The sequence below is a fragment of the Paraburkholderia nodosa DSM 21604 genome (assembly GCF_000519185.1).
Lineage (GTDB): Bacteria > Pseudomonadota > Gammaproteobacteria > Burkholderiales > Burkholderiaceae > Paraburkholderia > Paraburkholderia nodosa.
Window position 1 is genome coordinate 118,194 of the sequence record NZ_JAFA01000021.1, and the last position, 21,985, is coordinate 140,178.

The 21,985-nt window shown below is 59.3% G+C and carries 22 protein-coding genes and 3 pseudogenes; 5 read left to right on the top strand and 20 right to left on the bottom strand.

Annotated features, from left to right (window positions below; all coding sequences use genetic code 11):
* Window positions 1-469: 469 nt before the first annotated feature.
* From A3CW_RS0127220 to A3CW_RS0127230, 3 genes are all read left to right on the top strand, one after another.
* Window positions 470-697 (top strand): hypothetical protein, encoded by a 228-nt coding sequence (locus A3CW_RS0127220; protein WP_028206377.1) that lies wholly within the window; start codon window positions 470-472, stop codon window positions 695-697.
* Window positions 698-759: 62 nt separating this feature from the next.
* Window positions 760-1,581 carry a DUF4377 domain-containing protein gene (locus A3CW_RS0127225; protein WP_028206378.1) on the top strand — a complete coding sequence of 274 codons (822 nt, stop codon included), beginning with the start codon at window positions 760-762 and terminating at the stop codon, window positions 1,579-1,581.
* Window positions 1,582-1,622: 41 nt separating this feature from the next.
* Window positions 1,623-3,386, top strand: a complete 1,764-nt coding sequence (locus A3CW_RS0127230) for an MOSC and FAD-binding oxidoreductase domain-containing protein (RefSeq protein ID WP_028206379.1) — start codon at window positions 1,623-1,625, stop codon at window positions 3,384-3,386.
* Here the strand turns inward: A3CW_RS0127230 and A3CW_RS53940 are convergent.
* The 5 genes and pseudogenes from A3CW_RS53940 to A3CW_RS0127255 form a co-directional block, all read right to left on the bottom strand.
* Window positions 3,292-3,708, bottom strand: a pseudogene (locus A3CW_RS53940) (hypothetical protein); the annotation flags it as partial. The gene A3CW_RS0127230 and the pseudogene A3CW_RS53940 overlap by 95 nt on opposite strands.
* Window positions 3,709-4,163: 455 nt before the next feature.
* Window positions 4,164-5,381: an NAD(P)/FAD-dependent oxidoreductase gene (locus A3CW_RS0127240; RefSeq protein WP_028206381.1), complete on the bottom strand. Its 1,218-nt coding sequence runs from the start codon at window positions 5,379-5,381 to the stop codon at window positions 4,164-4,166.
* A 371-nt stretch (window positions 5,382-5,752) separates the two neighbouring features.
* The gene (locus A3CW_RS0127245) at window positions 5,753-6,814 is read right to left on the bottom strand and encodes an ABC transporter substrate-binding protein (RefSeq protein ID WP_028206382.1); all 1,062 of its coding nucleotides are present in this window, start codon (window positions 6,812-6,814) and stop codon (window positions 5,753-5,755) included.
* Window positions 6,811-7,584 (bottom strand): ABC transporter permease, encoded by a 774-nt coding sequence (locus tag A3CW_RS0127250; protein ID WP_211254087.1) that lies wholly within the window; start codon window positions 7,582-7,584, stop codon window positions 6,811-6,813. The genes A3CW_RS0127245 and A3CW_RS0127250 overlap by 4 nt, the downstream gene beginning before the upstream one ends.
* 20 nt (window positions 7,585-7,604) lie before the next feature.
* The gene (locus tag A3CW_RS0127255; RefSeq protein ID WP_028206384.1) at window positions 7,605-8,375 is read right to left on the bottom strand and encodes an ABC transporter ATP-binding protein; all 771 of its coding nucleotides are present in this window, start codon (window positions 8,373-8,375) and stop codon (window positions 7,605-7,607) included.
* 378 nt (window positions 8,376-8,753) lie between these two features.
* Here A3CW_RS0127255 and A3CW_RS53945 point away from each other — a divergent pair.
* Window positions 8,754-8,996: pseudogene (locus tag A3CW_RS53945) on the top strand (integrase); the annotation flags it as partial.
* Between the two features lie 240 nt (window positions 8,997-9,236).
* Here the strand turns inward: A3CW_RS53945 and A3CW_RS47785 are convergent.
* The 15 genes and pseudogenes from A3CW_RS47785 to A3CW_RS0127330 form a co-directional block, all read right to left on the bottom strand.
* Window positions 9,237-10,142 (bottom strand): CopD family protein, encoded by a 906-nt coding sequence (locus tag A3CW_RS47785; RefSeq protein WP_051481747.1) that lies wholly within the window; start codon window positions 10,140-10,142, stop codon window positions 9,237-9,239.
* A 2-nt stretch (window positions 10,143-10,144) separates the two neighbouring features.
* On the bottom strand, window positions 10,145-10,513 hold the full coding sequence (locus A3CW_RS0127270; protein WP_028206386.1) for a copper resistance CopC family protein: 369 nt from the start codon (window positions 10,511-10,513) through the stop codon (window positions 10,145-10,147).
* 18 nt (window positions 10,514-10,531) lie between these two features.
* Window positions 10,532-10,762: pseudogene (locus A3CW_RS0127275) on the bottom strand (hypothetical protein); the annotation flags it as partial.
* 429 nt (window positions 10,763-11,191) lie between these two features.
* Entirely contained in the window at window positions 11,192-11,647 is a 456-nt protein-coding gene (locus tag A3CW_RS0127280) for a DUF3788 domain-containing protein (protein ID WP_028206388.1), read from the bottom strand.
* A 63-nt stretch (window positions 11,648-11,710) separates the two neighbouring features.
* Entirely contained in the window at window positions 11,711-12,214 is a 504-nt protein-coding gene (locus A3CW_RS0127285; protein ID WP_028206389.1) for a YkgB family protein, read from the bottom strand.
* A 203-nt stretch (window positions 12,215-12,417) separates the two neighbouring features.
* Complete coding sequence (locus A3CW_RS0127290; protein WP_028206390.1) at window positions 12,418-12,867, bottom strand: GNAT family N-acetyltransferase; 450 nt, start codon at window positions 12,865-12,867, stop codon at window positions 12,418-12,420.
* 240 nt (window positions 12,868-13,107) lie between these two features.
* Window positions 13,108-13,578, bottom strand: coding sequence for a pyridoxamine 5'-phosphate oxidase family protein (locus A3CW_RS0127295; RefSeq protein ID WP_028206391.1), 471 nt, complete (start codon window positions 13,576-13,578; stop codon window positions 13,108-13,110).
* Window positions 13,579-13,666: 88 nt separating this feature from the next.
* Window positions 13,667-14,086 carry a cupin domain-containing protein gene (locus A3CW_RS0127300; RefSeq protein WP_028206392.1) on the bottom strand — a complete coding sequence of 140 codons (420 nt, stop codon included), beginning with the start codon at window positions 14,084-14,086 and terminating at the stop codon, window positions 13,667-13,669.
* 54 nt (window positions 14,087-14,140) lie between these two features.
* Window positions 14,141-14,836 (bottom strand): glutathione S-transferase N-terminal domain-containing protein, encoded by a 696-nt coding sequence (locus tag A3CW_RS0127305; protein ID WP_028206393.1) that lies wholly within the window; start codon window positions 14,834-14,836, stop codon window positions 14,141-14,143.
* 241 nt (window positions 14,837-15,077) lie between these two features.
* Window positions 15,078-15,623: a carboxymuconolactone decarboxylase family protein gene (locus tag A3CW_RS0127310; RefSeq protein WP_028206394.1), complete on the bottom strand. Its 546-nt coding sequence runs from the start codon at window positions 15,621-15,623 to the stop codon at window positions 15,078-15,080.
* Window positions 15,624-15,812: 189 nt separating this feature from the next.
* The gene (locus tag A3CW_RS0127315) at window positions 15,813-16,430 is read right to left on the bottom strand and encodes a nitroreductase family protein (protein WP_407669771.1); all 618 of its coding nucleotides are present in this window, start codon (window positions 16,428-16,430) and stop codon (window positions 15,813-15,815) included.
* Between the two features lie 517 nt (window positions 16,431-16,947).
* The gene (locus A3CW_RS0127320) at window positions 16,948-17,904 is read right to left on the bottom strand and encodes an AraC family transcriptional regulator (protein WP_028206396.1); all 957 of its coding nucleotides are present in this window, start codon (window positions 17,902-17,904) and stop codon (window positions 16,948-16,950) included.
* A 117-nt stretch (window positions 17,905-18,021) separates the two neighbouring features.
* Entirely contained in the window at window positions 18,022-18,732 is a 711-nt protein-coding gene (locus tag A3CW_RS0127325) for an SDR family NAD(P)-dependent oxidoreductase (RefSeq protein WP_028206397.1), read from the bottom strand.
* A 13-nt stretch (window positions 18,733-18,745) separates the two neighbouring features.
* On the bottom strand, window positions 18,746-19,030 hold the full coding sequence (locus A3CW_RS51255; protein WP_081771835.1) for a DUF3331 domain-containing protein: 285 nt from the start codon (window positions 19,028-19,030) through the stop codon (window positions 18,746-18,748).
* Window positions 19,031-19,045: 15 nt separating this feature from the next.
* A complete protein-coding gene (locus A3CW_RS0127330) occupies window positions 19,046-19,678 on the bottom strand; it encodes an FMN-dependent NADH-azoreductase (RefSeq protein WP_028206398.1) in 633 nt (210 codons plus the stop codon).
* A 278-nt stretch (window positions 19,679-19,956) separates the two neighbouring features.
* Between A3CW_RS0127330 and pdxR the strand changes: the two genes are divergently transcribed.
* Window positions 19,957-21,492, top strand: a complete 1,536-nt coding sequence (pdxR, locus tag A3CW_RS0127335) for a MocR-like pyridoxine biosynthesis transcription factor PdxR (protein ID WP_245623752.1) — start codon at window positions 19,957-19,959, stop codon at window positions 21,490-21,492.
* Window positions 21,493-21,985 lie beyond the last annotated feature (493 nt).

Below are 21,985 nucleotides of genomic sequence, written 5' to 3' on the forward strand. Positions count from 1 at the left end.
TGCGTGCACAACCGCCGCAGGTCATGTTGTCGAGATAGAACTTCATGATGAACTCCTGAAGAAAGATACCCTCAGCTTGGGGGTTACCATCATTGGAAGGTCAAGCGCCTCGACTGCGACAAAACGGTTCGCGGCCCCGTTTATTCGATTGCCGAGGTCGGTGGTGCCCTGCTGTGGTGAACCGCACTCGACCTGGAACGCCTTGTCTGTTTGACGTCAAGCCGCGAACAATGGACGACGAAGAGCAGGCACTTTCGCGATCTCGCGCGCATGGCCGAGCAGGCGTTGAACGCAATTCAGCTCGCCACGCCTCATAGGAGCAACCGGCGTCCAGATGACGCAATCCATGAGCTAGTATGGGCAGGTAAAACGGAGGATCGAAGACAGCATCGGCCTCGTGCTGCCGTCAGCTGCCCGCTTTGTCCTGCTGTTCAGCCACTTGCATTGCCGCGTTCCGACGGAGGTCGACATGAACGAACAATCCGTGCTCGGTATCATCCATGCGCAGGAACTACTGATGGTGTCCCTCATCCGCATACTTCCGCCCGACGAACGGCGCAAAGTTTCCGACGAGTTCCACGGCCAGGTCGAGCTGGCCGAAGGACCGCATCTGAGCGACGGCCATAACCGCGAGATGACCGAAGCGTTCAGGGCGCATATCCGCAAGCTGTCTATCTTGCTGGCGTCGTTGAGTTGATCGGGCCGAGGCTCGCGCCGCCGGCTGCCTGAAACATCCACCGAACCAGCTAAGGTACCGCCGTGAAATGCAACACGCTATCTCTGCTGCTCGCCCTTGCCGCATGTTCGCAAATACCTGACGCAAGAAGCCCGGCGCCTTCAACGAGCGCGTCGACTGCTGCGGCAGCGAGCGCGCTACCGGCGATCGAGCCTGGGATCCTCAGTCAGTATAACTGGCAACTCAGCGACGCATTTGACAGCAAAGGCATGCGCATCGATGCGTTGTTTGTCAGTGCAGAAAAGCCAGTGCAACTGGAATTCAGCGCCGACCGGTTAAACGTAGTCAATAGCTGCAACAATATGGGAGGCAGCTACAGCGTCAAGAAAGGAAGGCTGCAGATTGGCCAGATGGTGAGCACCATGATGGCCTGCCCTGACGCCGCCCGCGCCGCCCTCGACGACGCTATTGCCCAGCGCCTGCATGGGAGCCTCGGCGTGAGCCTGCTGGCCCGTGGCAACACCCCGCGTATGCAACTAGTTACCGACAGCGGCGACACACTGACGTTTACGGGCGTGCCGACTGCTCAGACGCGTTTCGGCGGCCCCGGTGAAACAACCTTCCTCGAAGTGGCCGCGCAAGCGGTGCAGTGCCAACATCCGCTCGTTCCGGACAAGCAATGTCTGCTGGTGCGAGAGCGCCACTTCGACGAGCAGGGTCTGCCAACGGGAACACCGGGTGAATGGCAACCGCTGTATCAGGATATCGAGGGCTATACCCACACGCCTGGAATGCGCGAAGTACTGCGCGTCAAGCGCTATACCATCAAGAACCCGCCCGCCGACGGACCGGCCATTGCATACGTGCTGGACATGGTGGTTGAATCGGAAAAGGTCAAGAACTAGCGCATCGCTTCGCGCTCGGCTCCGCCGCGGAGGAACGGAAAATGGCTCGACTGCTATCGGTGAATGTCGGACTTCCGCGCGACGTCGAGTGGAAAAGCCGCACTGTACATACCGGAATCTGGAAGCGCCCCGTGCAAGGCCGTTGCTGGGCCGGACGACTGAATCTGGCGGGAGACGGTCAAGGTGATCTTGCCGGACATGGAGGTGAGCAGCGGGCCGTCTTCGTCTATCAGATCGAATCGTGTCGCTACTGGCAAGAACAATTGAAGAGGAATGACTTCGCCTATGGGGCGTTCGGCGAGAACTTCACGATCGAAGGCATGCCCGACTCTGCGGTATGCATCGGCGACCGCTATCGCATCGGCAGTGCACTGTTCGAAGTCACGCAGCCTCGCGTCACCTGCTATCGCGTGGGCATCCGGACGAACGAGCCGGGCATGCCTGCTTTGTTGACTTCCAGCGGACGGCCAGGATTCTACTTTCGCGTTCTGCAAGAAGGCGAAGTGGGTGCTGGCGACGAGATCGTGAAAGTGGACGAGGCGAAGGAGAAAATGACCGTTGCCGAGGCCAACGCCCTGCTCTACTCGCCCAATCATCCGCTAGATCAACTGGCGCGCGTGTTGCGGATCGAGGCGCTTTCACCCGGATGGCGGCGGTCGTTCGAGGCGTTGCTGAAGAGCAGCACGACAGGCGTGACGAGTGGGAACGCCGGGCTCGCCCCCGCAGCGGCTTCGTACCCGGTGACGCCAGGATTCCGTCCACTGACGGTGGCGGCGATCGAACGGGAGTCTTCGGATGTTTTCTCGTTCACGTTGACGAGCGTTGATGGCGAGCCTCTGCAAGCGGCATTGCCGGGCCAATACGTGGTATTGCGCCTGCACCCGAGCGCGGGCGGACCGCCACTTTTCCGCAGTTATTCGCTCTCGGGCTCTGTCTCCACCGAGCGCTATCGGATCAGCGTGAAAATCGAGCCGAATGGCAAGGCTGGGACCTGGCTGCGGGAGCGTGTGCAAGTGGGCGATGTGCTCGATGTGAGTTCGCCGCGTGGAAGCTTCGTACTACTACCTGGTGATGGACCGGTAGTCCTGCTCAGCGCGGGCATTGGCGCGACGCCTGTCCTCTCAATGCTGTTCGCGTTGTCGGCCACGCGCTCGACACGGCGAATTCTGTGGCTGCACGCGGCGCGAGATCGCGAGCATCATCCGTTTGCCGTCGAGGCACGCCGCCTGATGCATGCGCTCGCGCATGGAAGCAGCTATGTCTGTTACAGCACACCGGGCTCGTTTGACCGTAGGGGGAGGGATTTCGATGCCGACGGCCACCTGTCGCAAACTGTCCTGAGCGAGATCGGTATCCCTCGGGAAGCGGATGTCTATCTCTGCGGACCTGCGTGTTTCATGGCGGACATGAAAGCAGCGCTCTCGGCTTTGAGCGCACCGCCAAAGCGCATTCATGCTGAGATCTTCAATGGCCGCGAGGCCTTCAATCCCGGCATTGCCGGCGCTCCAGAACGTACGCCTCGTCCGCCCAGCGACGACGCAAACACGGGTCCGCTGGTATCGTTCGCGCGCAGCGGCATCGCTGCACACTGGAACGCGGCGGCCCATCAGAGCATTCTGGAACTGGCTGAAGCCTGCGACGTCCCGGTGCGCTGGTCCTGCCGGACGGGTGTTTGCCACAACTGTGAGAGCGGATTGATCTCCGGGGCCGTCACTTACCAGCCTGAGCCGCTCGATCCGCCCGCAGACGGAAATGTCTTGATCTGCTGCGTAAGGCCACAAGGCGATGTCGTGATCGACATCTAAGCAGTCGTACCGAAAGCGCCCTGTTATTGGCCGTTATGTTTTTGCTCAATAATTTCCCGGCTTGCGCGCCGCAGACTACACGGTCGCATCCGCAATGCCTAAACACCGCTACCGGCGCCTTCAGTTGCCCCGCCTGATCGTCCATCGACTGCGCCGCAGCGGCGGCCTGTTCGACGAGTGCTGCGTTCTGCTGGGTAACCTGATTCATCTGGCTCACCGCAGAATCGACCTGTTCGACACCAAGGGTCTGCTCGTCGGACGCCACCGTGATCTCGGCTACGAGATCGGCGACGCGCTGGATGGCCTGCTTGACGGCAAGTATGATGCAGCGAGAGCTGCGTCCGCTTGCGAACTGACAAGCGTCACCGGTCATACATGCGCCTGTTGTCGGTCATTCCCGAAACGGCTGCGGTGCTGGTTCAGGACGCGCTGACAGGTTCCTTGTGTGCAACATGGGAGATCAAGCAGCCGTCACCAGGACGACGGTGCCCGGTCCCATCTCGGTTCGAACTGCCCCACCTCCGCGTTCGGCAGAGCCCGGCCACATCCGGTCGTTCGGTAGCACGCGGCGCTAGTCACTGGAATGTCGCTTCTGCATGAACAGCAGCCTTCCGCCTTGAGATCAGGCACAGCAAGGAAGCATGTCGACCGAGGGCGATCGTACGCGAAGATTGACCCGTGTTGGGGTATCCGCCCTGTCATTGCCCAGAACGCTCCGTCGGGGCAAACGAAGACTATCGCTCGAAACGACCATTGAAGAACGCGTCGATGCTTTAGTTATCTTGCCCCGTAGAAATGACGGTACTGCCACGCGGACTGCCTGATCAACTCGTCGTCGGGCCATGGGCCGGTTCCAAATCTCTCAATCGATAGAGGCGTTAGATCGATGGGGGCTGCACCGTCGACGATCCACGCCGCGAGCATCTCGCCCAGTGCCGGGGCGATGGAGAGTCCCGCGACATTGCAGCCGCTTGCGAAGTAAAACCCCCGAATGGCCGGCGCGGGTCCGACGATGTGCTGGCCATCGGCGGTCATCGTTGGGAGCCCGCCACGATGCTCGCGGACCCCTGTCTTCAAAAGGATCGGAAGCTGTGCCTCGACGTCCCGAGCGTAGTGCCAGAGAATCTCAGCGTCGAGCGACAGATCCTTGATGTCGAAGTTGGCGTCAAAGCCATTCATGTCGAAGAATCTCGGATTTTCCTCGTAGACTCCCCAGAGAAATCCACCGTCACAAGGTCTCATATACACCGCAGCATCCATAATTCGGACCATCGGCAATTCGGCTCGGGCATCGGGCACGGGTTCGGTGACGAACAATTGCTGCGCTGTCGTAACAAGCGGAACTCGAATTCCGCTGGCTTCGGCCATTTGTCGCGTCCAGGCGCCGGCTGCATCGACGACGACCGGGGCTCGTATGCGGCCGCGCGTGGTGTCGACCCCGGCCACCTCGCCGTCCTCAATCAGGACGCGCGTCACCGCAGTGTTCGGCAGTAGCGTTGCCCCGTTTGCCTGCGCCGCACGAGCGAAGCCGACGGCCAGTTGAGCGGGATTGAAATACATGTCGTCGCCGATGCGCATCACCGCAGCGACTCCCGTTGTTTGAAGAAACGGGTTGAGTCGGTGGGCCGCGTCGACGGAGAGTTCCTCCACGTCCAGGCCGTGGCGCCGGCCGCGCAGGATGTCGTCCTGAATGACCTCGGCATCCACCGGTCTCCGCGCGACTTTGAGGCTGCCCGAGCGCACCCAATCCAGGGGCTGACCGGTGTCCTCAGAGAATTGCCTGATGCCGTCAGCGGCCAGCTTGATCAGGTCGATCATCAAGTCGCTCTTGCGCAGGCAACTGACCATGCCCGCTGCTCGCGGTGAGGTCTGTGAGCCGATTTCGAGCCGCTCGAGTATCGCGACCCGGTGGGTGCCCCGCGTGGCAAGGTAGTAGGCTGTTGCAGCTCCAAGCCCGCCGGAGCCAATGACGATCACATCAGCGGATTCGACCATGGCTGGCTCTCCTCTTTATCACCCGATCGAGCTGTCAGGTGAGGCGCGTTTGATCCGTGATATTCACTGGAACGAAACAGGGAAGTGGCCGCGAGCGAACGGCTGGCCGGTTGTACTTGACGTCCGACGTGGCCTGCGCAGCGCGCGCAAGGGTCACAATGAGTCGGTCAAGCTCTCGCATCGTCAGTGTCACCAGTTCGGCGGGTTGGATGGGCGACTCCGCAGTGCGCATGAGCCGCCCAGCATGCCCCTTGCGGCCGCAGCATCCCACAAGAATGCGGCGGCCTGTCTTTCAGATGATTGCGCTCAACAGGTTTCGGCAACAGGCAGAGGCAAAAACGCTCGGCGGCCGCCGGTGCGCACACCATGTCTCACTTGTCCTTGTAGGCTTTCGCCATGGCAATGATCTTGTCCTGACTGAAGTTGTTGATCTCGTCGATTAAGTCGTTCGTGATGAGCTCGTTCGCCGGGACCTTTACCTTGGTCACACCCCACCTCTGCATGAAGTCTGTATAAGCGGAAAAGCTTTTCTCGGAACTTTCCCCCCACCTGGAAACTCCGGACTTTTCGAGCCTTAAATTCGTCATGCGTGCTTGAAGCGTCCTCATTCCTTCGCGAAGAGCCGTCGCCTCGTCAACGCCGGTAGGTTTGGTCTCTGGATAAACTTCCCAGAGAATACGTATCGCCGCTTCCGGATTCGCAAAGGTGAAGACGGTACCCTTTGCGTAGCCTTGGGCGAGTGCAATTGCCTGATTGTGGCTGGTTCGCAAGGTATCTTCGAGAGCAAGGAAGCCATTTGACGGAAAGTGCTCGATCCCGCTGGTCGAGAGACGCCGGAGCTTGACCCCGGCATTTTCGACCAGCGCATACTGCGTGTCGAACTGGCTCAGGGCGTCGATCTGGCCTGAGCGAAGCAGTGCTGCCGTTTGCGCCCCTTCGCCGGCCACGACGATGTGGATGTCGCGATCGGGATCAAGCCCCGCACTGGCAGCGAGAGCCCGCGCGATGAGCGTTCCAGTCGAACTCATCGCGGTGACGCCGATAGTCTTCTGCTTCAAGTCAGCGAGTTTAGTGATGGTGCTGCTCTGAGGAACAGCAATACCGAAAATGTTTCCTTGGTAGGCGGTGTAGAAAATCCTCGCCTTCACCCCTTGCGAACGGACAATTGCGAGCGGTTCGACGGAGGCAAGTGCGTAGGGAATTGTCTTCGTCGCGACGAGCTTGACGCAGTCCGTACCCGCCAGCGGCACCAGCTCGACGGCGATTCCATCCCGCGCGTACCAGCCCATCTTCATGGCAACGGCGAACGGGGCCGCAGCAGTGGTTATGGTGCGCGCGCACCAGCCAACCCGCACCGTGGTCTGAGCTGCCGCATCAAGTTCGGCAGCACCAAATAAATATGCGATTGCGACAAACAAGTAGATGCGTTTCATCGGATTTCTTCCCCGCCCCGCAGATCTGGAACCCGGTCCTGCGATCTGTCCCAGAAAAGTAGCCGCCTGCGGATAACAACGATGGCAGTGTGCAGAAGCAGCCCCAGCAGGGAAAGCATGAAAAGTACTGAGAACTGACCCGCGGCGTCCATCGTGAACGTCATGCTCATGAGCAGCACGCCGAGACCTTTTTGCGCACCGACAAACTCCGCCACGATTGCGCCAATAAGCGACAGCATCATGGCAATCTCGAAGCCCGCAAAAATGTAGGGCATTGCTCCCGGTATGCGCAGCATCCAGAAAATCTGGATCCCAGAGGCGTCAAGCGAGCGCATGAGTGCGACACGATCTTCGTCGGCAGACCGGAGGCCAGCGATCGTGTTGACCATGAGTGGAAAGAAGGCTGTCAGGGCAGCCTGGGCGACCTTCGACTCGAGTCCGAGGCCAAGCCAGATAATGATGAGTGGGGCCAACGCCACCTTTGGCATCGCCTGAAACATGAGGATGAAGGGATAAAGAAAATACTCGCAGCGCCGGCTCAAGGCGATGAGCGTGCCGAGACCGAGCGCCACGATGGAACCGGCAGTGAAGCCGAGCAGCGTCTCGACGAGAGTGATCCAGAGGTGGCGAACGTAGAGCAGCGATGCAACGCCGTGATATAGGGCGACGACGATTTTCGACGGCGCCGGCACGATATAGGCAGAGACTTCGAAGAGGCGAACGGCGCCTTCCCAAGTCGCGAGCACGATGAGCACGAGAAGCAGGCGCAACAGTGACCTCGGCGGGCGACTCATACTGAGAGGTCGCCCACGGTTTTGAAATGATCCCGGATTCGTTTCACATGCCGGCCAAAGTCAGGCGTTGTCATGACATCAAGATTGCGTGGCCGCGCGAGGTCGATGACGACGTCATCGACGATATGTCCAGGGCGCGGCGTCATCACCAGCACGCGGTCTGCGAGAAAGACCGCCTCCGGGATAGAGTGCGTGATGAAGAGTATGGTCTCCTTCCGCTCGAGCCATATGTGCTGCAACTGCATGTTCATCTGCTCCCGGGTCATCGCATCGAGTGCACCAAATGGCTCATCCATGAACAGGATGGTGGGATCATGAACAAGCGCTCGCACGATGGCCACGCGCTGCTGCATGCCGCCAGACAACTCCGGCGGATAACGTTTTTCGAAGCCCTGCAGACCTACGAGGTAGAGGAGATTCATTGCGCGTGCCTTGAGCTTGTCGCGGCCAAGTCGCTGCACGTCGACGGGAAGCAGGACGTTATCTAGCACCGTTCGCCAGGGAAACAGCACAGGTGACTGAAAGACAACGCCAATGTCCCTGCGCGGTCCGGCGATCGCAATTCCGCTGAGTCTAGCCTCGCCCTGTGAGGCCGGAATCAGCCCGATCAGGATCTTGAGGAGTGTCGACTTCCCGCAGCCAGACGGTCCGACGATCGCAACGAACTGTTCCTTTTCGATCGCGAAGTCGATGTCCTGTAGCGCTATCACCGAGGCGCCTCTCGTCCTGTAGATCTTCCGGAGACCGTTCACCGCGATGAGTTCCATGACGGTACAAGATGCGATCAGGCGACGCGACGACACGTCGCCCGTTAGGCGTAGACCAGCTTAACGAAATTCTAGGCAATAAAAACTGTGCCGGCAGTTGCCGGTCTGCTCGATCACGCCGTTGGTCGGACATCGGATCGTTGAATCGCATCTACGTAGCAGTTATTGGAATGAACACTGACGATTCTCGCCGCGGAACCCGTATGCCCCACCACCTCATGTTCGGGTCCGGCGGCCAGGCAATTGACGGACTGAGGTTGATCGCCAGAGCGACGCCCAGCAACGCCAAGACGCGCACACTGGATCTCCCTTCAACCTTGGAAGGAGATCGTCATGGAGACGCAGAAAGGCGGCGCCGTAGGCATCCGGGTGCCGTAGAACAAAGGCAGGTTCGCCGGACAGAAAGCGCCTTTGAAGCTTCCGGAGATATGGGCGATTCGAACCAGGCTCCAGATGTCTGCGAACACCCGCGAGCTGACGATGTTCAACCTCGCGATTGATAGCAAACTTCGGGCATGTAATCTAACGCGGCTACGTGTGCAGGATATCTGTCAGGGCTCTCACGTCGGGTCACGGGCAATCGTCATGCAGCAGAAGACGCAGCGACCGGTTCAGTTCGAATCAGGATCGAGGTCAGCGCCAGGAATCCGGACCAATGTACACCCGACTGTGGTGGTCATGAACCGGGCCACGTCCACGGCCCTGGCTGCGGACACGAGCCGGTACCACATGGCGATCATGTCGATTATCTGGTCAACGGCCATCTTCATCACCCGCACGGCGACCACTGCGATGACCACGGTCCCGTGGAACTCGCCTGAGCGCTATTGAAGCGCGGCGGGGACCCCGTTCCCTGTCCTATCATCCGCCCGTTGGAGACGTATGTCCCAGCACTGCGGCGAACACGAGAATGGCCAGCATGACAAGCGCTTCAACGGTCAGCCAGGCGTAGAAGCGGCCTTGCGCGGCCATGAAACCGGAGCCGTCCTGCCGCGCCTGTGCGCACAGATCAGGCAGGACCATCCGCCGGTTCCAGCCGCCCAAGGCCACGGCGGCGGCGACGCATACGAGCTTCGCAGAAAGTATCCGGCCCCAGGCCATGCCGAAGAACGGCGCGCCTGCCTGTGCGGTGTCCTGCATCACGTTGTAGAGGCCGGTGATCAGCACGACGAGGAGCGCGGCCGCGGCCAGATGCGACAGCCCGATGCAGAACGCCGCCCTTTGTCCGGCCGCTGCGTAAGCGCTCGGCGCGGCCCGGCGCAGCATCACCGACGCGACGATCACGCTGCCGGCCCATAGCGCTGTCGCACACAGATGCACGAGATGGATCGCTTCGCGCACCGAGAAGTCGCCCGCGTCCGCCGCGTGGCTGGCCGCAGCCTTGCCCGCCGCCCACACGAGGATGCCCACGGCGAACAACGGTAGGCCGCGACGATCAGCGATGCGACTCAGCGTTGCGAGCAGCGTGCCGATGAACCCGACTGACCATGCGACGCCGTAGTGTGACTCCGTGAGCACGGCGGCGACCGCGTCGCTGGCGCCGGCAAGCGGCAAGCCACTCATCACGGCAGCCTGCAGCCAGAGGTACGCGAGGGCCGTGAGCGCCAACGCGATTGCAAGACCCGCCTGCCACCCGCGCAGCGCGGCCGGCGCGCCCATGCCGCTCCTCTTGCCCAGTACAGCGCACGCCAGCGAGCCGGCGGCCGTCGCGAACAACACGTCCTGCACTGCGGCGAGGGCAATCTGCCCGGCGACGAGCGGCTCCATGCTCACTTCACCGTGAACGTGTAGTGACCCTGCGTGCGATGCCCGTCCGCCGCGACAGCAACCCACGAGACCGTGCAGACACCCGGAGTCAGCGGGTTCAGTGCTACCGACATGTGCTTGCTGTTCGACGGGTCGATCACGGCCTTGCCACGGGTGACGGCGCCGCCCTGCGCATCCGTGACGGTGATCATCGAGCTGAAGGCCGGCTCGAGGCCATCGTCGAAATCGATTGCGACGTCCTTCTGCGAGGCGGGCACGGTCGAACCAGCCCCCGGCGCCTGATGGGTCGGGTAGGCGTGCGCCTGCGCGAGCTGACAGGTAGCGATCAAGAGCGCGGCAACGGCGCCGCGTGCGGTCGTAGGCAGCTTCATGAAGGGATTCCTCATAGGTCAGAACAGCGGCTTGCCGATCGAGCTCGGGAAAATGTCGTCGAAGTAGATATGGGCTTGCACCAGGATACCCGTGTGAGTGCCGGTCGCGCGATTGACGGGAATCTGTGCTTCGACGCCGAACTGCCCGTAGCGATTGATCCAGATTACGCCGGGGTTGATCGTGCCAGTCGTCTGTCCAGCGCACGCGCCTGCCATGCAGGTGCTCATCGGGAATTCGACGACGGGAATTCGTTCGACTAACTTGCGCTCGCAAGTGTTGAGCCAGTACGACGCAGTTTGCAAAAATCTGCCGCCATCAGACCGAGTATGGCGCGCCGCTTTAATTGACGCATTCCTGCCGAGCGCTTCCATCAATCTGTTGCATCGACCGGTTGAATCCACAGTCGACAACGGTCCGTCAACCGCGGAAGTAAACTCGGTGTCGTATAGATCAACAACTACGAGGATCCGGGGCAACGAAACGCCTGCTCCTTGGTCGGATTTCTGGGTGACGCCGCGATCTCAGTGGTGAACTGTTAGCCCTCGGAGTTTAGCTAACGTTGATAGATCGCGAGGACGGCACGGACGCCGGCGGCCGAGGCACGAACGCCCGCTCCATCATCTCCGTATCGATCTTCAAAGAGGCCCGTGCTGTGGATCGAAGGACTTCTACGACGTTCAACGGCGTGAAAGTGCTGGGCGTTTCATGCTCATGAGATCTGTCACCTCATTTCGATCATCCATCGACAAGATTGGGACAGTCAGCCATTTCCCGTCATGGTACGTCCGGGATTCGTCGTACAGTTTGACCAACGGTGGGCTCCAGAAATAACGCCGCTCTTCAAACTTCTCTCGCTCGGCTCGGCCCAGGACGACCAGAACCGACAACAGCCTGTATGCGGGAAGCAGGCTGCAGAAGGCCCTGGTTTCCTTATAGCGCAGTGCCCAACCGCGCTTCTTGCCACCATATAGCCAATCCGGTGTGAAAACGTTGGGGTAGAACTCCTCGATCCAGCTACGAAGTTCAACCCAATGTTCAAAGGCCTCCGGGCCCAACCAATCGCGGATAACGCGTTCATCCGGCTGTGAGGATTTATCGGCGACTCTGTCGCCAATCTGGGCGCGTTGCATCATGTTGCTCTCCATTTCTCATCTCCCGTTGAGTAAGGCGATCCGGACTTCTAACCTTATTTCAGCTCACTCGTGCGCGTTTGGCCGTGAGGCCTGGACCGACCCGAGAAGGAGAGAAAGCGAGGCAGCCAGCAGAACGACGTCTTTCAGAAGGAACTGGCCTGGCAAGGCTGAAATCGCCGGAAACCCACCTGCGGACGCTTCGGCCACCCCAGGGGTGCTCAACATGAAGGTAAGCGTGATCAGGTAGGTAGCAGCCGACATCGCCGCTCCCAATGCGGAGAAAATCGGTTTGACCGCTCCGATAGTCAGAGTTACCGCTGTCGACAGTTCAAGTAAACCTATTACGTAACTTGCCCCTTGAACGCCGAACAGGTAATGTAACCAGCTCATAATAGGGCTGTTGATGATGAACGGCGCGATGCCGTTGGCTTCGTAAGCGGTGAATTTCATTGCACCGAACCACAGAAAGATGGCGACAAGCGCCCATCTGAGCAACGAAAGACTAGCTCGGGATCCAGCGCTCTTTTCAGCGATTTGAAAACGAAACTGATTTCCGCGAATACTCATTTTGATTTTCCGATTCAGATTGTTAACTGGCTCGTTCAACAATTCACTACTTCATTTTTGCGACACCGGTTCGAGAGCTACATTCGGCCGAAGTAGTCGGGGAAATGTCAAAAATACCGAGGAGCCAACCCGACGCCAACTTTTCTTTCGTTCCAGCTGGCGATGTGTCGCAAGCGTCCTGCCGGTGACCCAGAAAGTGCATTTCACGCGAGCGCCTTTCGGTACTGGATAAAACCAGAGCGTTCTCCCACGCTGTCGTAAAGGAGTCTGCCGGGATAGTTGGTTTCGTGAGTCAGCCAGTGCACACGGGAAACCTTGCGACGTTTCGCTTCCGCGTAAACGTGCTTGATCAGTGCGCGGCCAATGCCACGGCCACGTGCATCGGCTGCAACAAACAGGTCCTGGAGATAACAGTAGTCACCGGTTGTCCAGGTAGATCGGTGGTAGACCGTATGCACGAATCCAAAGGTTTGCCCGCACGGGATAGCAAGCGCCGCGTGCATTGGCTCGTCTGGATTATGGAACCGCACCCAGGTGTCGAGCGTCACGATCGTGGGAATATCGACCTTGTAAAATCGCTGATAGCTTTGCCACAGCGGCAGCCAAATATCAAAATCGCTACGTTCGATGGCTTTGATCTCAACTGATTGCATAGATTGCTCCCGAAATTCAGATGGCCGTCTCGCTGCGAAACGCAACTGTGCCGGCTCCCGTCAACAAGCAATACCTTAGCGCCGCGACAACATTCAGCGGCACGCCAATTCGTCAGCCGCACAACAGCGGCCCTTCCGACCACCAACCGCGCTTCCGACGCCTGGCGCTCGAAGCCGCATGAACAGGTCAGTTCACAACAGCAGGATCGATGGAGCGAACCGCTCATGCTTACCCGGAGCCTATTCCACGATTTGACTCACACCGTATTTTCGAAAGTACGTATTCTTTATCTCGTCATGGCTGCGAGGAGGATCGGCGAAGATGTGTGCGGGCGACAGCAATGAGGAAACCGAAATAATCTCGATCTTGACGACATGTTCGACCGGATACTCGGGCCCGTTTGTCACACGAATCCAGTCTGCGATCATCGTATATTCGTCGTTGCCAGGCGGCAGAATGAGCGCTCGACCATTGAACCGGTAGCCACGCCTCTGGAAGATGTCGACTACGTTAATCTCGACGGCAGGGTTCCGCTTCAAGTTTCGTATCGTGCCACGTGATGCGATATCGGCGAAGTAGAGGCGACCATTCTTGACCGTCAAGGACGCCTTTGGCGAAAGACTTGGTGTCCCATCATTGTTCACTGTCGCGACGAACGACAGGATCGCCCCTTTTATGATTGCCTCGGCGTCGGCGGTAATTTCAATCATGAATGGACTCGTCTGAAAGGGATTTCTGCGAATTCGAGCATCGTGCTTCAGGACTCGCCGGATTCGTTATGTATCGGTGAGCTTCGAGTTATTTGATTGGCGTAGTCAGCGCCTTGTCATCCGTGTCGAGGACGAACACGGCGAGCAGCTTTGCCGATTGGGTTTTGCTCGCGTTTCGGCTGATCGAATGGATGGCGCCGGGCGGTTCCGACCAACTCTCACCTGCCCGATAAACTCGTGCCGCACCGTCATTCACCTTCGACTCGATAGCGCCCTGGATCACGTAGGCGTAAATGAACGCAGACTTCGCGTGGGTGTGGGGCACCGATGACGCGCCCGGAGCGTAGTCGACTTCTACGGCAATCAGTGACTTGCCAGGGACATTGGGAATAACTGCATCAAAATTCTTCGTTACGGTTTGTCCTTCGCCGTCGTGAGCTGAGGCGGTGTCGGCGCCCATGACGGCGAGCGCCACGTAGCTGGCAACGATGATGGTCCGGATCTTCATGGTCCTCTCCTTCTGCGTGTTGGCTGGGTCTTCCTCTTTCAGGCTGCATCTGATTCAAGCTGCGGTCACCTCGAGGCCGCGCTGTACCGCAGGACGCGCGAGACCGCGATCGAACCAGCGCTGGACATGAGCGAAGCGATCGAAACCGACAAGCTCGCCTGCCTCGTAAAAGCCGATCAAGTTGCGAACCCACCCGAGCAGTGAAATATCGGCGATGCTGTAGTCACCGCCCATCACCCAGTCGCGGCCTGCGAGCCGTTTGTCGAGAACGCCGAGCAGCCGCGCAGATTCGGCCACGTAGCGGTCGCGCGGGCGTTTGTCCTCATAGGCTTTGCCGGCGAATTTGTTGAAGAAGCCAACCTGACCGAACATCGGCCCCACTCCGCCCATCTGCCACATCAGCCACTGGATCGTTTCGTAGCGGATCGCAGGATCGGCAGACAGGAGTTGCCCCGTCTTGTCGGCAAGATAGAGCAGGATTGCTCCTGATTCGAACAACGCGACCGGCCGCTCGCCGGGACCGTTGGGATCGAAGATCGCCGGAATCTTGCCGTTAGGGTTGAGCGCAAGGAATGCCGGATCCTGGTTCTCGTTCGCCATGATGTCGATACGATGCGCCTCATACGCAAGGCCGGTCTCCTCCAGCATGATGCTGACCTTCACTCCATTGGGTGTCGGTAGGGGGAAAAGCTGGAGCCGGTCGGGGCGCTGCGCCGGCCAGCGCTTGAAGATTGGATGCTGAAGGTTCATCTTTTTCCTTGGTGAGGGAACGAGTCAGCCTTTGACTGAACATGGCTGACTTTTCGGCCCTTATCCGTGCCCGAGGCGACGTGCACCACCGGTACAACCAACGATCAAGCAGCGTTCCTTGGGTTCGGACCTGCGGAACACTTTGCCGCGTGGCGGCCGAAGACATCGCACTAGTCGGAGGAGCGACCTCGAGAACGCCGTTCTCGAGGTTCACAAAGTCCTGCGCGCCGAAGTCGCGAGCTTAGATCGAGCCGGCCGGAGTAACAGCGGGGAAATCCGTGTCCGGATCGAACACGTTATTGAAGAAGTTCGTCAGGGAATACATGGCCACCAGTGCGACGATCTCCATCACGTTGGCGTCCGTGTAGCCCGCTTCGCGGACAGCGTTCAGATCGGCGTCGCCTACCTTCCCGCGGGTTTCAATAACTTTGCGCGCGAACTGGACGGCAGCGTCCCGTTTCGGATCGGCGGCGTGACCCTTTCGGGCGAGGATGATTTCATCCGCCGGCAACTTGGCCAGGTGTTCGGCCGTGAAGCTGTGAACCGTCAGGCAGTAGTTGCAACCGTTCACTTCAGAGACCGCCAGGCCAATGCTGTCGCGCGTCTTCACATCGAGAGCCTTGCTCAACGAGCCGAGCAGATACGCCCACGCGTTGAAGGCGATCGGGCTCTGCGCAAAGGCAGCCATCATATTCGGGGTGAACCCGATGTTTTTGGTAAATCCATCGAGTGTCGCCTTCGATTCGGCGGGCACTTGTTCCGGCGTAAGAGTAGTAGTCCTGGTCATCTTCGATTCTCTAATTCGTAGGTTGTACTGATTGAGAAAAGTTCATTCTTGAACCGTTCCCTCGGTTTACTTCGTGCCCGGGAGGCGGGTCGAAGCTGGTCAGGCCTTCAAGCAGGAGATACCTCGCTTGTGTCTCCCGTTTTCATGGCCGGCTGGTCGTTCGACGTGGTCTACGCCCCGGCGATGCGCTTAAACGAGATCGAGCACATCTGCCACGGGGCGACGCGGTTTTTGCGCCCAGTTTCCTTGGCGCTCCGCTCCGATGGCGAGCAGCAGAGCGGGCACTTCGTCATCGGCCAGACCGAATTCACGGTGGACCGCTTCGGCGTCGAAACCGATCATCGGCGTCGAACCCAGACCCAGCGAACGGGCCGCGTAGATCATCGCCGACGCGCCGAAGGTCGCGGTGCGTACGGCTTCATCGCGCCGACGCTGGGGATATGCCATGTACAGCTCGCGTGCCGGGTTCTCCCACTCCGACACCATCGACGCCGGCATCACTCCTGCTTCCACCAGCGGAGCCAGACGATCCGGAATCACGCTGGTATCGACCAGCTGCCCGCAGACGATGAAGGTAACAGCCGCGTCCGCGACAGCGGGCTGCTTCCAGGCAAGGGGGAAAAGCGTGGCCTTCGCCGCGGGCGTGCGTACGGCAATGAAGCGCCAGTTCTGCAGGTGGAAGGACGTCGGAGCGCTGGTGGCGATTCGCACCAGCTCGCGGATCTGGTCGTCGCTCAACGTCGCCGACGGATCGTAGTACTTCGTGGCGCTGCGGCTGACGATGCATTCGATGACTGGGTTATTCATGGTGGTTCCGCTGTTCATGGTGATCCCTATGGGTGGAAGGAGTTGCTGAGATACACAAGTGCTTTCGTTCTACATTGCGCGGCTGAAGTTCACGGTTATTACCCTGATATCTGGTCACCTTGGCCGCTTTCACCACCGTGGCATAGTCCGCCCCGCCCCAGCGTCCAGTGATCCCGGCGGCTGCGCCGGTGACGGATCCGCCGACGGGCGTTTCGTTGCAGTGCTTGTTGCGAACTCGCCATCAGGTGGTGACGTGTCTCAACTTTAAGCCTCCCCGATCGCTGGTTCGAGAGCGAATTTGCTCAATAAAATATCCAAAAGGATCAAGTCATCGCCCGAGCTCGTTCCCTCAACTCCAGTCACACGTCGGTGCCCGGCGCATCGCCGCGGTCGAGGTTGATCTGTTGGAGTCAAGAACCCTTCGAAGGTCGCGGGTGCAAAAACCAGTCGCTCCGCGCGGACACGGCTGGATTTCATCCAGTCTCTAAATCGAATATGAAGCGATGAATCCCAGGCCTTACCGACCATGGCGCGCGAGACGGCGCCATTCCCCCGGTGTCATGCCCATCCTGTCGGCAAACAAACGCCGGAATGACGACACGGATTGATAACCTACCGCTTCGGCAACGGCCTCGGTGGTCATCGTCGGCTTCTTCAGTTCGTTCGCGGCGTGGCTCATGCGGATATCGGTTAGCAAATCGACGGCTGACCGCCCTAGCGTTTCCTGGAAATGCCGCATGAACGTCGCGCGCGACATGTTGCACAAGGCGGCCAGCTCAGGCAGGTTCCAGGGTCGCGCCGGTTCGGAGAACATGGCTGAAATCGCGGGGGCCAACCGCGGATGGCCGGCGAGCGCCAACAGGCCTGTCGGGGCCTGTCCGGATTTGCTCGCCTCGCGCAGCACGATAGTGAACAGCGCCGAACTGAGTGCGTTGAGGATGGCGTAACCGCCCACTTTGTCGCCTGAAGACTCTTCGCGCATCAGCCTCACGAAATTGGCGAGGTGATTCGACGCGGCCTCGACACCCGTTTCATCGTCGTCGACCACAGTCCGCACTACCAGATTTGTCGGGAGGTAATTGTGAATCAGTCGATCATGGGGCGGTCCAATGAAAAATCGGCCGCATAACATATCCAGAGGTTCGCCGGCGCCGTCATTCTCGCTAAAGGTCAATCCTGCGAAGTCCTGGCGTTCGCGAGTGGGTCCGGGTTCATTTCCACTACCGTCATGCAGAACGTGCGCTGACCCATGAGGCAATAACACGATATCGCCAGCCACCAGATCCTTGGCCATCCCTGTCTCCGGATCTTCAATGATTGCTCTCCCCTTGAGCACGACGTGGTAGGGGATTTCATGGGCAGCGGCCTGATCCCACGCCACGCGCCATGGCGCACCGTAGGTGCAGCGGACCTCCGGTCGACCAGTGATGGTGATCATTTGAAGCAGGTGACTCAGCCAGTCGACGTGGGACATAGGAATCTGTAAGGCCTCGGCATTGAAAAATCAGGGCTGTTCAAACTACCGACCTGGCCAGCGCTCAAAACCAGGATGGCAGGATGTGCTGGTTTCTCAACGTCAGCGCGGCGGGCTCTATCGGCCAGCATTCATTCCGCCGTCGACATGCAACACCTCTCCGGTGATGAACGACGCTGAATCAAGAAAGAGAATCGCGTCTGCGATATCGCTCACCTCGCCTATGACCCCCAGCGGAGCTAACGCGCCAAGAGCATCATGAACTTCGGGTGCATGCATAGGCGACCTGATTAATCCCGGCGCAACCGCGTTCACGCGGACCCCCTTCCCCGCATACTCTATGGCGAGCGACTTTGTAGCGGCGTTGAGACCGCCCTTCGTCAATGCCGCAAGTGCCGAATATACGCCGCTGTACGCCGTGTCGGAGACGCTCGCGGTCACGCTGACCACGTGGCCGCGAGAATGCTTCTCCATCTCGGCGATGGCAAGTTGCGTGATGTAAAAGAATCCAGCCATATTCACATTCATCACCGTAACGTAGTCCGCAGCGCTGTGCTCGGTGAAAGGCTTTCCGATGTAAATACCCGCGTTGTTGACCAGCGTGTCGATCCGGCCAAATCGCGCAACGCCTTCGGCAATGACGTGCTGTGCGACAGCAGGATCACCAATGTCACCGGCGACCGTCAGAACGCTCGCGTCGGCAGAAGGCCTTATTGAGCGTGACGTTGCAACGACGGCGTAGTCGAGCTTGCGAAATGCCTGAACGATGGCGGCACCAATCCCCTGCGATGCGCCGGTAACGACCACAACCTTTCGCGACGCGCTCATGGTCCAGTGCCTCTTAACATGACGGTTCCCCGGGAGAGCAACGTACTGCGGAAGCCAGAATCATTCTATGGCGATTAATGGGGGCATGCGTTCGATTTACACGCGGACGAAATATCGGGTCTCCGCGGCGTATGGGCTTACCCGACAGCACACAGACGGCATCCGCCTGTGCTAGACCCACACCCCAGATCTGGCTCTCGTAATGGCCCAAGCAAGGATCGCTCCAGCGTACGCTAATCGTCGTCGACGACAGTTTCTCCACGACGGAGACCTGCGAGGGCGTCGGTTCGTTCTGCATGAGGTATTCGTACGCTCAAACAAGACTGCACGCGAGATTTGCCATCTCCGGCTCGATCGCGGCGATCAGCGAAGCCCGAAGTTGCGCCGCTTGCACCTCATCGAGAAATGCGGTTGCCTGCAACGGCACATAGTGGACTGTGGTGAAGCCAATGCACGCCAGTACGGCGGAAAGGTAAGGCGTAAGGAAATCCGGTTGGTTGGCGCGATCGCCGGTGAACACACCCCCCGAAGCGATACCGACGAATACCGGACGGTCTCGAAGCATCCCGACCTTGCCAGCCGGTGTCGACTGCATTGTGCGGCCGACTCGGAGAATCTGATCGATCCACGCCTTCAGGACGGACGGGACCGTTAGGTTGTTCATCGGGGTTCCAATGACGATCACATCGGAAACCTCGACCTCCTGAATGAGTTCCTCAGCGAGAAGTACCGCGTCAGCGGACCGCCCCGCTACAGCCAACGACGCGGGCGTCGAGAGTGCGTCAGCGTAGGCGGCTCCGATATGAGCTATCGGTTCGTATCCCAAGTCCCGACGGTGAACCTGCGCGCTGGGAAGGATCGTTAGAAGCTTCGCGACGATCGCCGCCGAAAGCTTTCGACTATGCGACTCCAGTCTCGGGCTGCAATCGATATGCAGAATATTCATACAAGTTTCTCCAGCCGATTCGCAACGGCTATGGTGGCGTGATCGCTTGCCCCGGAGTCGTTAGCCTCGGATAGCAGACGAAGGCGGATTGTTTATAAACGTCAGGCCCCGAATTAGACGGGCGTCTTTTGCAGCCCTATGATGAACAGCGTCCGCGCGCAGACACGGAATCATCTGTGCAACGCTCTGCTCCAAGGGTGCTCTGCACGGCGCGGCAATGCCGCCATTTGCGCAGCGCGCTCGCAGCTTCGATCGAACACGGCAGGAAAATCGGGCGCATGATTGCGAAAGCCCACTTCCGCATTGGCCTCGCATTTGTATCAACGATGGCAGGAATATTCTGTACCATCGATGGTGCGGATAGAAGAACCAAGATCTGCATTTTTGTGTGTACCAAGAACATGGATTCAGACTTGCAGATACAGCTCGACCGAACAGCAAAACTGTCCCTTGCAGAACAGATTTGTGAAAGCATCAGCAGGGCCATAGAGTCAGGTCTGCTCGAACCCGGCACCCGATTGCCCTCGTGGCAAGACCTGGCCTCGCAGCTCGGCGTGGCGCGCGGGACAGTTCAAGCCGCATATGACCGGTTGTGTGACGCCCAGATGATCGAGACATTCGGAGCCGGGGGAACGCGCGTAGCCCCGCGGCTTCGCGTCGCGGCCACTCAACGTAAAGCGCCGCGACTCGGGTCGTTTATGAGGGCGTACGAGGAGATGAACGCCGGGCCGGCGATCTTCCAGCTAGGTATTCCCGCGTTTGAAGGGCTACCCGAGAAGCTTTTTTCACGGGCTCGCTCTTCCAACCTGCTAAAAACCGGATGTTTATCGTCGCTGCTCTATCCCGATCCGAGAGGAGAGTTCGAACTGCGCAGGGAGATCGCAGGCAATCTGTCCATCGCGCGAAACTTCCACTGCCACCCAGAGCAGGTGTTTATCACTTCGGGATACAGCGCCGGCTTAGGCGTGGCGCTTCGGGTGTTAGGTTTGGAGGGCAAGAAGGCTTGGATGGAAGAACCCGGTTTCATGGTCACCCGAAAAGGTTTGGAGCTCGCTCGCTTGAGCATCGTGCCGATACCGGTGGACGCGGACGGGCTCAACGTAGACTATGGAATCGCGACATCTGCAGACGCCGCACTAGCCGTCTTGACGCCTGGTCAGCAGGCGCCTCTAGGCTCGACGCTATCGTTGAGGCGACGTCTTCAGCTGCTTGAGTGGGCGGCTTCAAACGATGCCTGGGTCATTGAAGATGACTACCTGGGTGAGCTACAGCTTGAAGGCAGGCCGGCGCCAGCCATGGCGTCTCTCGGCGAGGGCAAGCGGGTCATCCACATTGGTTCCTTCAGCAAGACTGTTAGCCCGGCTCTGCGGCTTGGATTCGTCGTGGCCCCAGCCGAACTCGCCAATGCGTTCGCGGAGGTGGCCGCAACACTTGCTCCCGCGCCATCACCCGTAATTCAAATCGCCACGGCGCAATTTATGCGTGAGGGCCACTACATCCGGCGCGTGCGTCGGCTCAAGCGTTTATATTCCGCGCAGCGTGACGCGCTATCGGAGCAGTTGCGTATGCGGAATGCAGAGTGGGTTAATGCGGGCCTGGCAGTACTTCTTCGACTCCCCGACGGCGCGCCCGACGTACGGATCGTTCGCGAGGCAATGACTGCTGGTATGGCGCCATCGCCTTTGTCGGTGTGGTTCGCCAATCCCTCCTGGACTGTGCCAGGACTTTTGCTCGGGGTTGCTACGGCCCCTGAACAACACCTCGCCAAGTCGTGCCACCGACTGTTCGAGATCATTGATCGCTATCGCTCATGAAACAAGCCGCGTCTCAATTTGAGGTGAGCACGAGACGCCAATGTACAGTGGCGCCCTTTCGACGTCCGTCTGACCAGCATTTCCGACGAGAACTCCACGCCGGTCGTGAAACGCCTGCTTTGGGCAATTCACGAGATATTCGGTGCTCGCTGGAGTCCTGCCGCGGCACAATGCTGGTGCGCGCGTGACCTTCTAGCCCCCCATCGGCCGAGTTCGGCCAGGAAGCGACGTTAGAGCCAAAAAACATAGTCGGCTGCTTCTCAAGCCTTAACGGACGTTCACGCACTCCCAATCGGGCTCTACTCGATCTTCGGTTCAGTTGAAGTCTTTGTAGATTTATCGACTCGCGCCTGATTTCCTGGACTNATCCACCGACACAGTTCGACGCCACGAATTGCGTGAGATACGACTTAGGGTCTCTCCACCAACGAGCGCCAACTACAGCAGCGAAGTTGCCGACACCATCCCTCTGACGCGACAGGCGTCGCTTATC

Bases quoted from the DNA above. Each gene is read 5' to 3' on its own strand.
- A3CW_RS0127220 (WP_028206377.1), top strand. From the start codon at position 470: ATGAACGAACAATCCGTGCTCGGTATCATCCATGCGCAGGAACTACTG.
- A3CW_RS0127230 (WP_028206379.1), top strand. From the start codon at position 1,623: ATGGCTCGACTGCTATCGGTGAATGTCGGACTTCCGCGCGACGTCGAG.
- A3CW_RS0127240 (WP_028206381.1), bottom strand. From the start codon at position 5,381: ATGGTCGAATCCGCTGATGTGATCGTCATTGGCTCCGGCGGGCTTGGA.
- A3CW_RS0127245 (WP_028206382.1), bottom strand. From the start codon at position 6,814: ATGAAACGCATCTACTTGTTTGTCGCAATCGCATATTTATTTGGTGCT.
- A3CW_RS0127255 (WP_028206384.1), bottom strand. From the start codon at position 8,375: ATGGAACTCATCGCGGTGAACGGTCTCCGGAAGATCTACAGGACGAGA.
- A3CW_RS47785 (WP_051481747.1), bottom strand. From the start codon at position 10,142: ATGGAGCCGCTCGTCGCCGGGCAGATTGCCCTCGCCGCAGTGCAGGAC.
- A3CW_RS0127270 (WP_028206386.1), bottom strand. From the start codon at position 10,513: ATGAAGCTGCCTACGACCGCACGCGGCGCCGTTGCCGCGCTCTTGATC.
- A3CW_RS0127280 (WP_028206388.1), bottom strand. From the start codon at position 11,647: ATGATGCAACGCGCCCAGATTGGCGACAGAGTCGCCGATAAATCCTCA.
- A3CW_RS0127285 (WP_028206389.1), bottom strand. From the start codon at position 12,214: ATGAGTATTCGCGGAAATCAGTTTCGTTTTCAAATCGCTGAAAAGAGC.
- A3CW_RS0127290 (WP_028206390.1), bottom strand. From the start codon at position 12,867: ATGCAATCAGTTGAGATCAAAGCCATCGAACGTAGCGATTTTGATATT.
- A3CW_RS0127295 (WP_028206391.1), bottom strand. From the start codon at position 13,578: ATGATTGAAATTACCGCCGACGCCGAGGCAATCATAAAAGGGGCGATC.
- A3CW_RS0127300 (WP_028206392.1), bottom strand. From the start codon at position 14,086: ATGAAGATCCGGACCATCATCGTTGCCAGCTACGTGGCGCTCGCCGTC.
- A3CW_RS0127305 (WP_028206393.1), bottom strand. From the start codon at position 14,836: ATGAACCTTCAGCATCCAATCTTCAAGCGCTGGCCGGCGCAGCGCCCC.
- A3CW_RS0127310 (WP_028206394.1), bottom strand. From the start codon at position 15,623: ATGACCAGGACTACTACTCTTACGCCGGAACAAGTGCCCGCCGAATCG.
- A3CW_RS0127315 (WP_407669771.1), bottom strand. From the start codon at position 16,430: ATGAATAACCCAGTCATCGAATGCATCGTCAGCCGCAGCGCCACGAAG.
- A3CW_RS0127320 (WP_028206396.1), bottom strand. From the start codon at position 17,904: ATGTCCCACGTCGACTGGCTGAGTCACCTGCTTCAAATGATCACCATC.
- A3CW_RS0127325 (WP_028206397.1), bottom strand. From the start codon at position 18,732: ATGAGCGCGTCGCGAAAGGTTGTGGTCGTTACCGGCGCATCGCAGGGG.
- A3CW_RS51255 (WP_081771835.1), bottom strand. From the start codon at position 19,030: ATGCAGAACGAACCGACGCCCTCGCAGGTCTCCGTCGTGGAGAAACTG.
- A3CW_RS0127330 (WP_028206398.1), bottom strand. From the start codon at position 19,678: ATGAATATTCTGCATATCGATTGCAGCCCGAGACTGGAGTCGCATAGT.
- pdxR (WP_245623752.1), top strand. From the start codon at position 19,957: ATGATTGCGAAAGCCCACTTCCGCATTGGCCTCGCATTTGTATCAACG.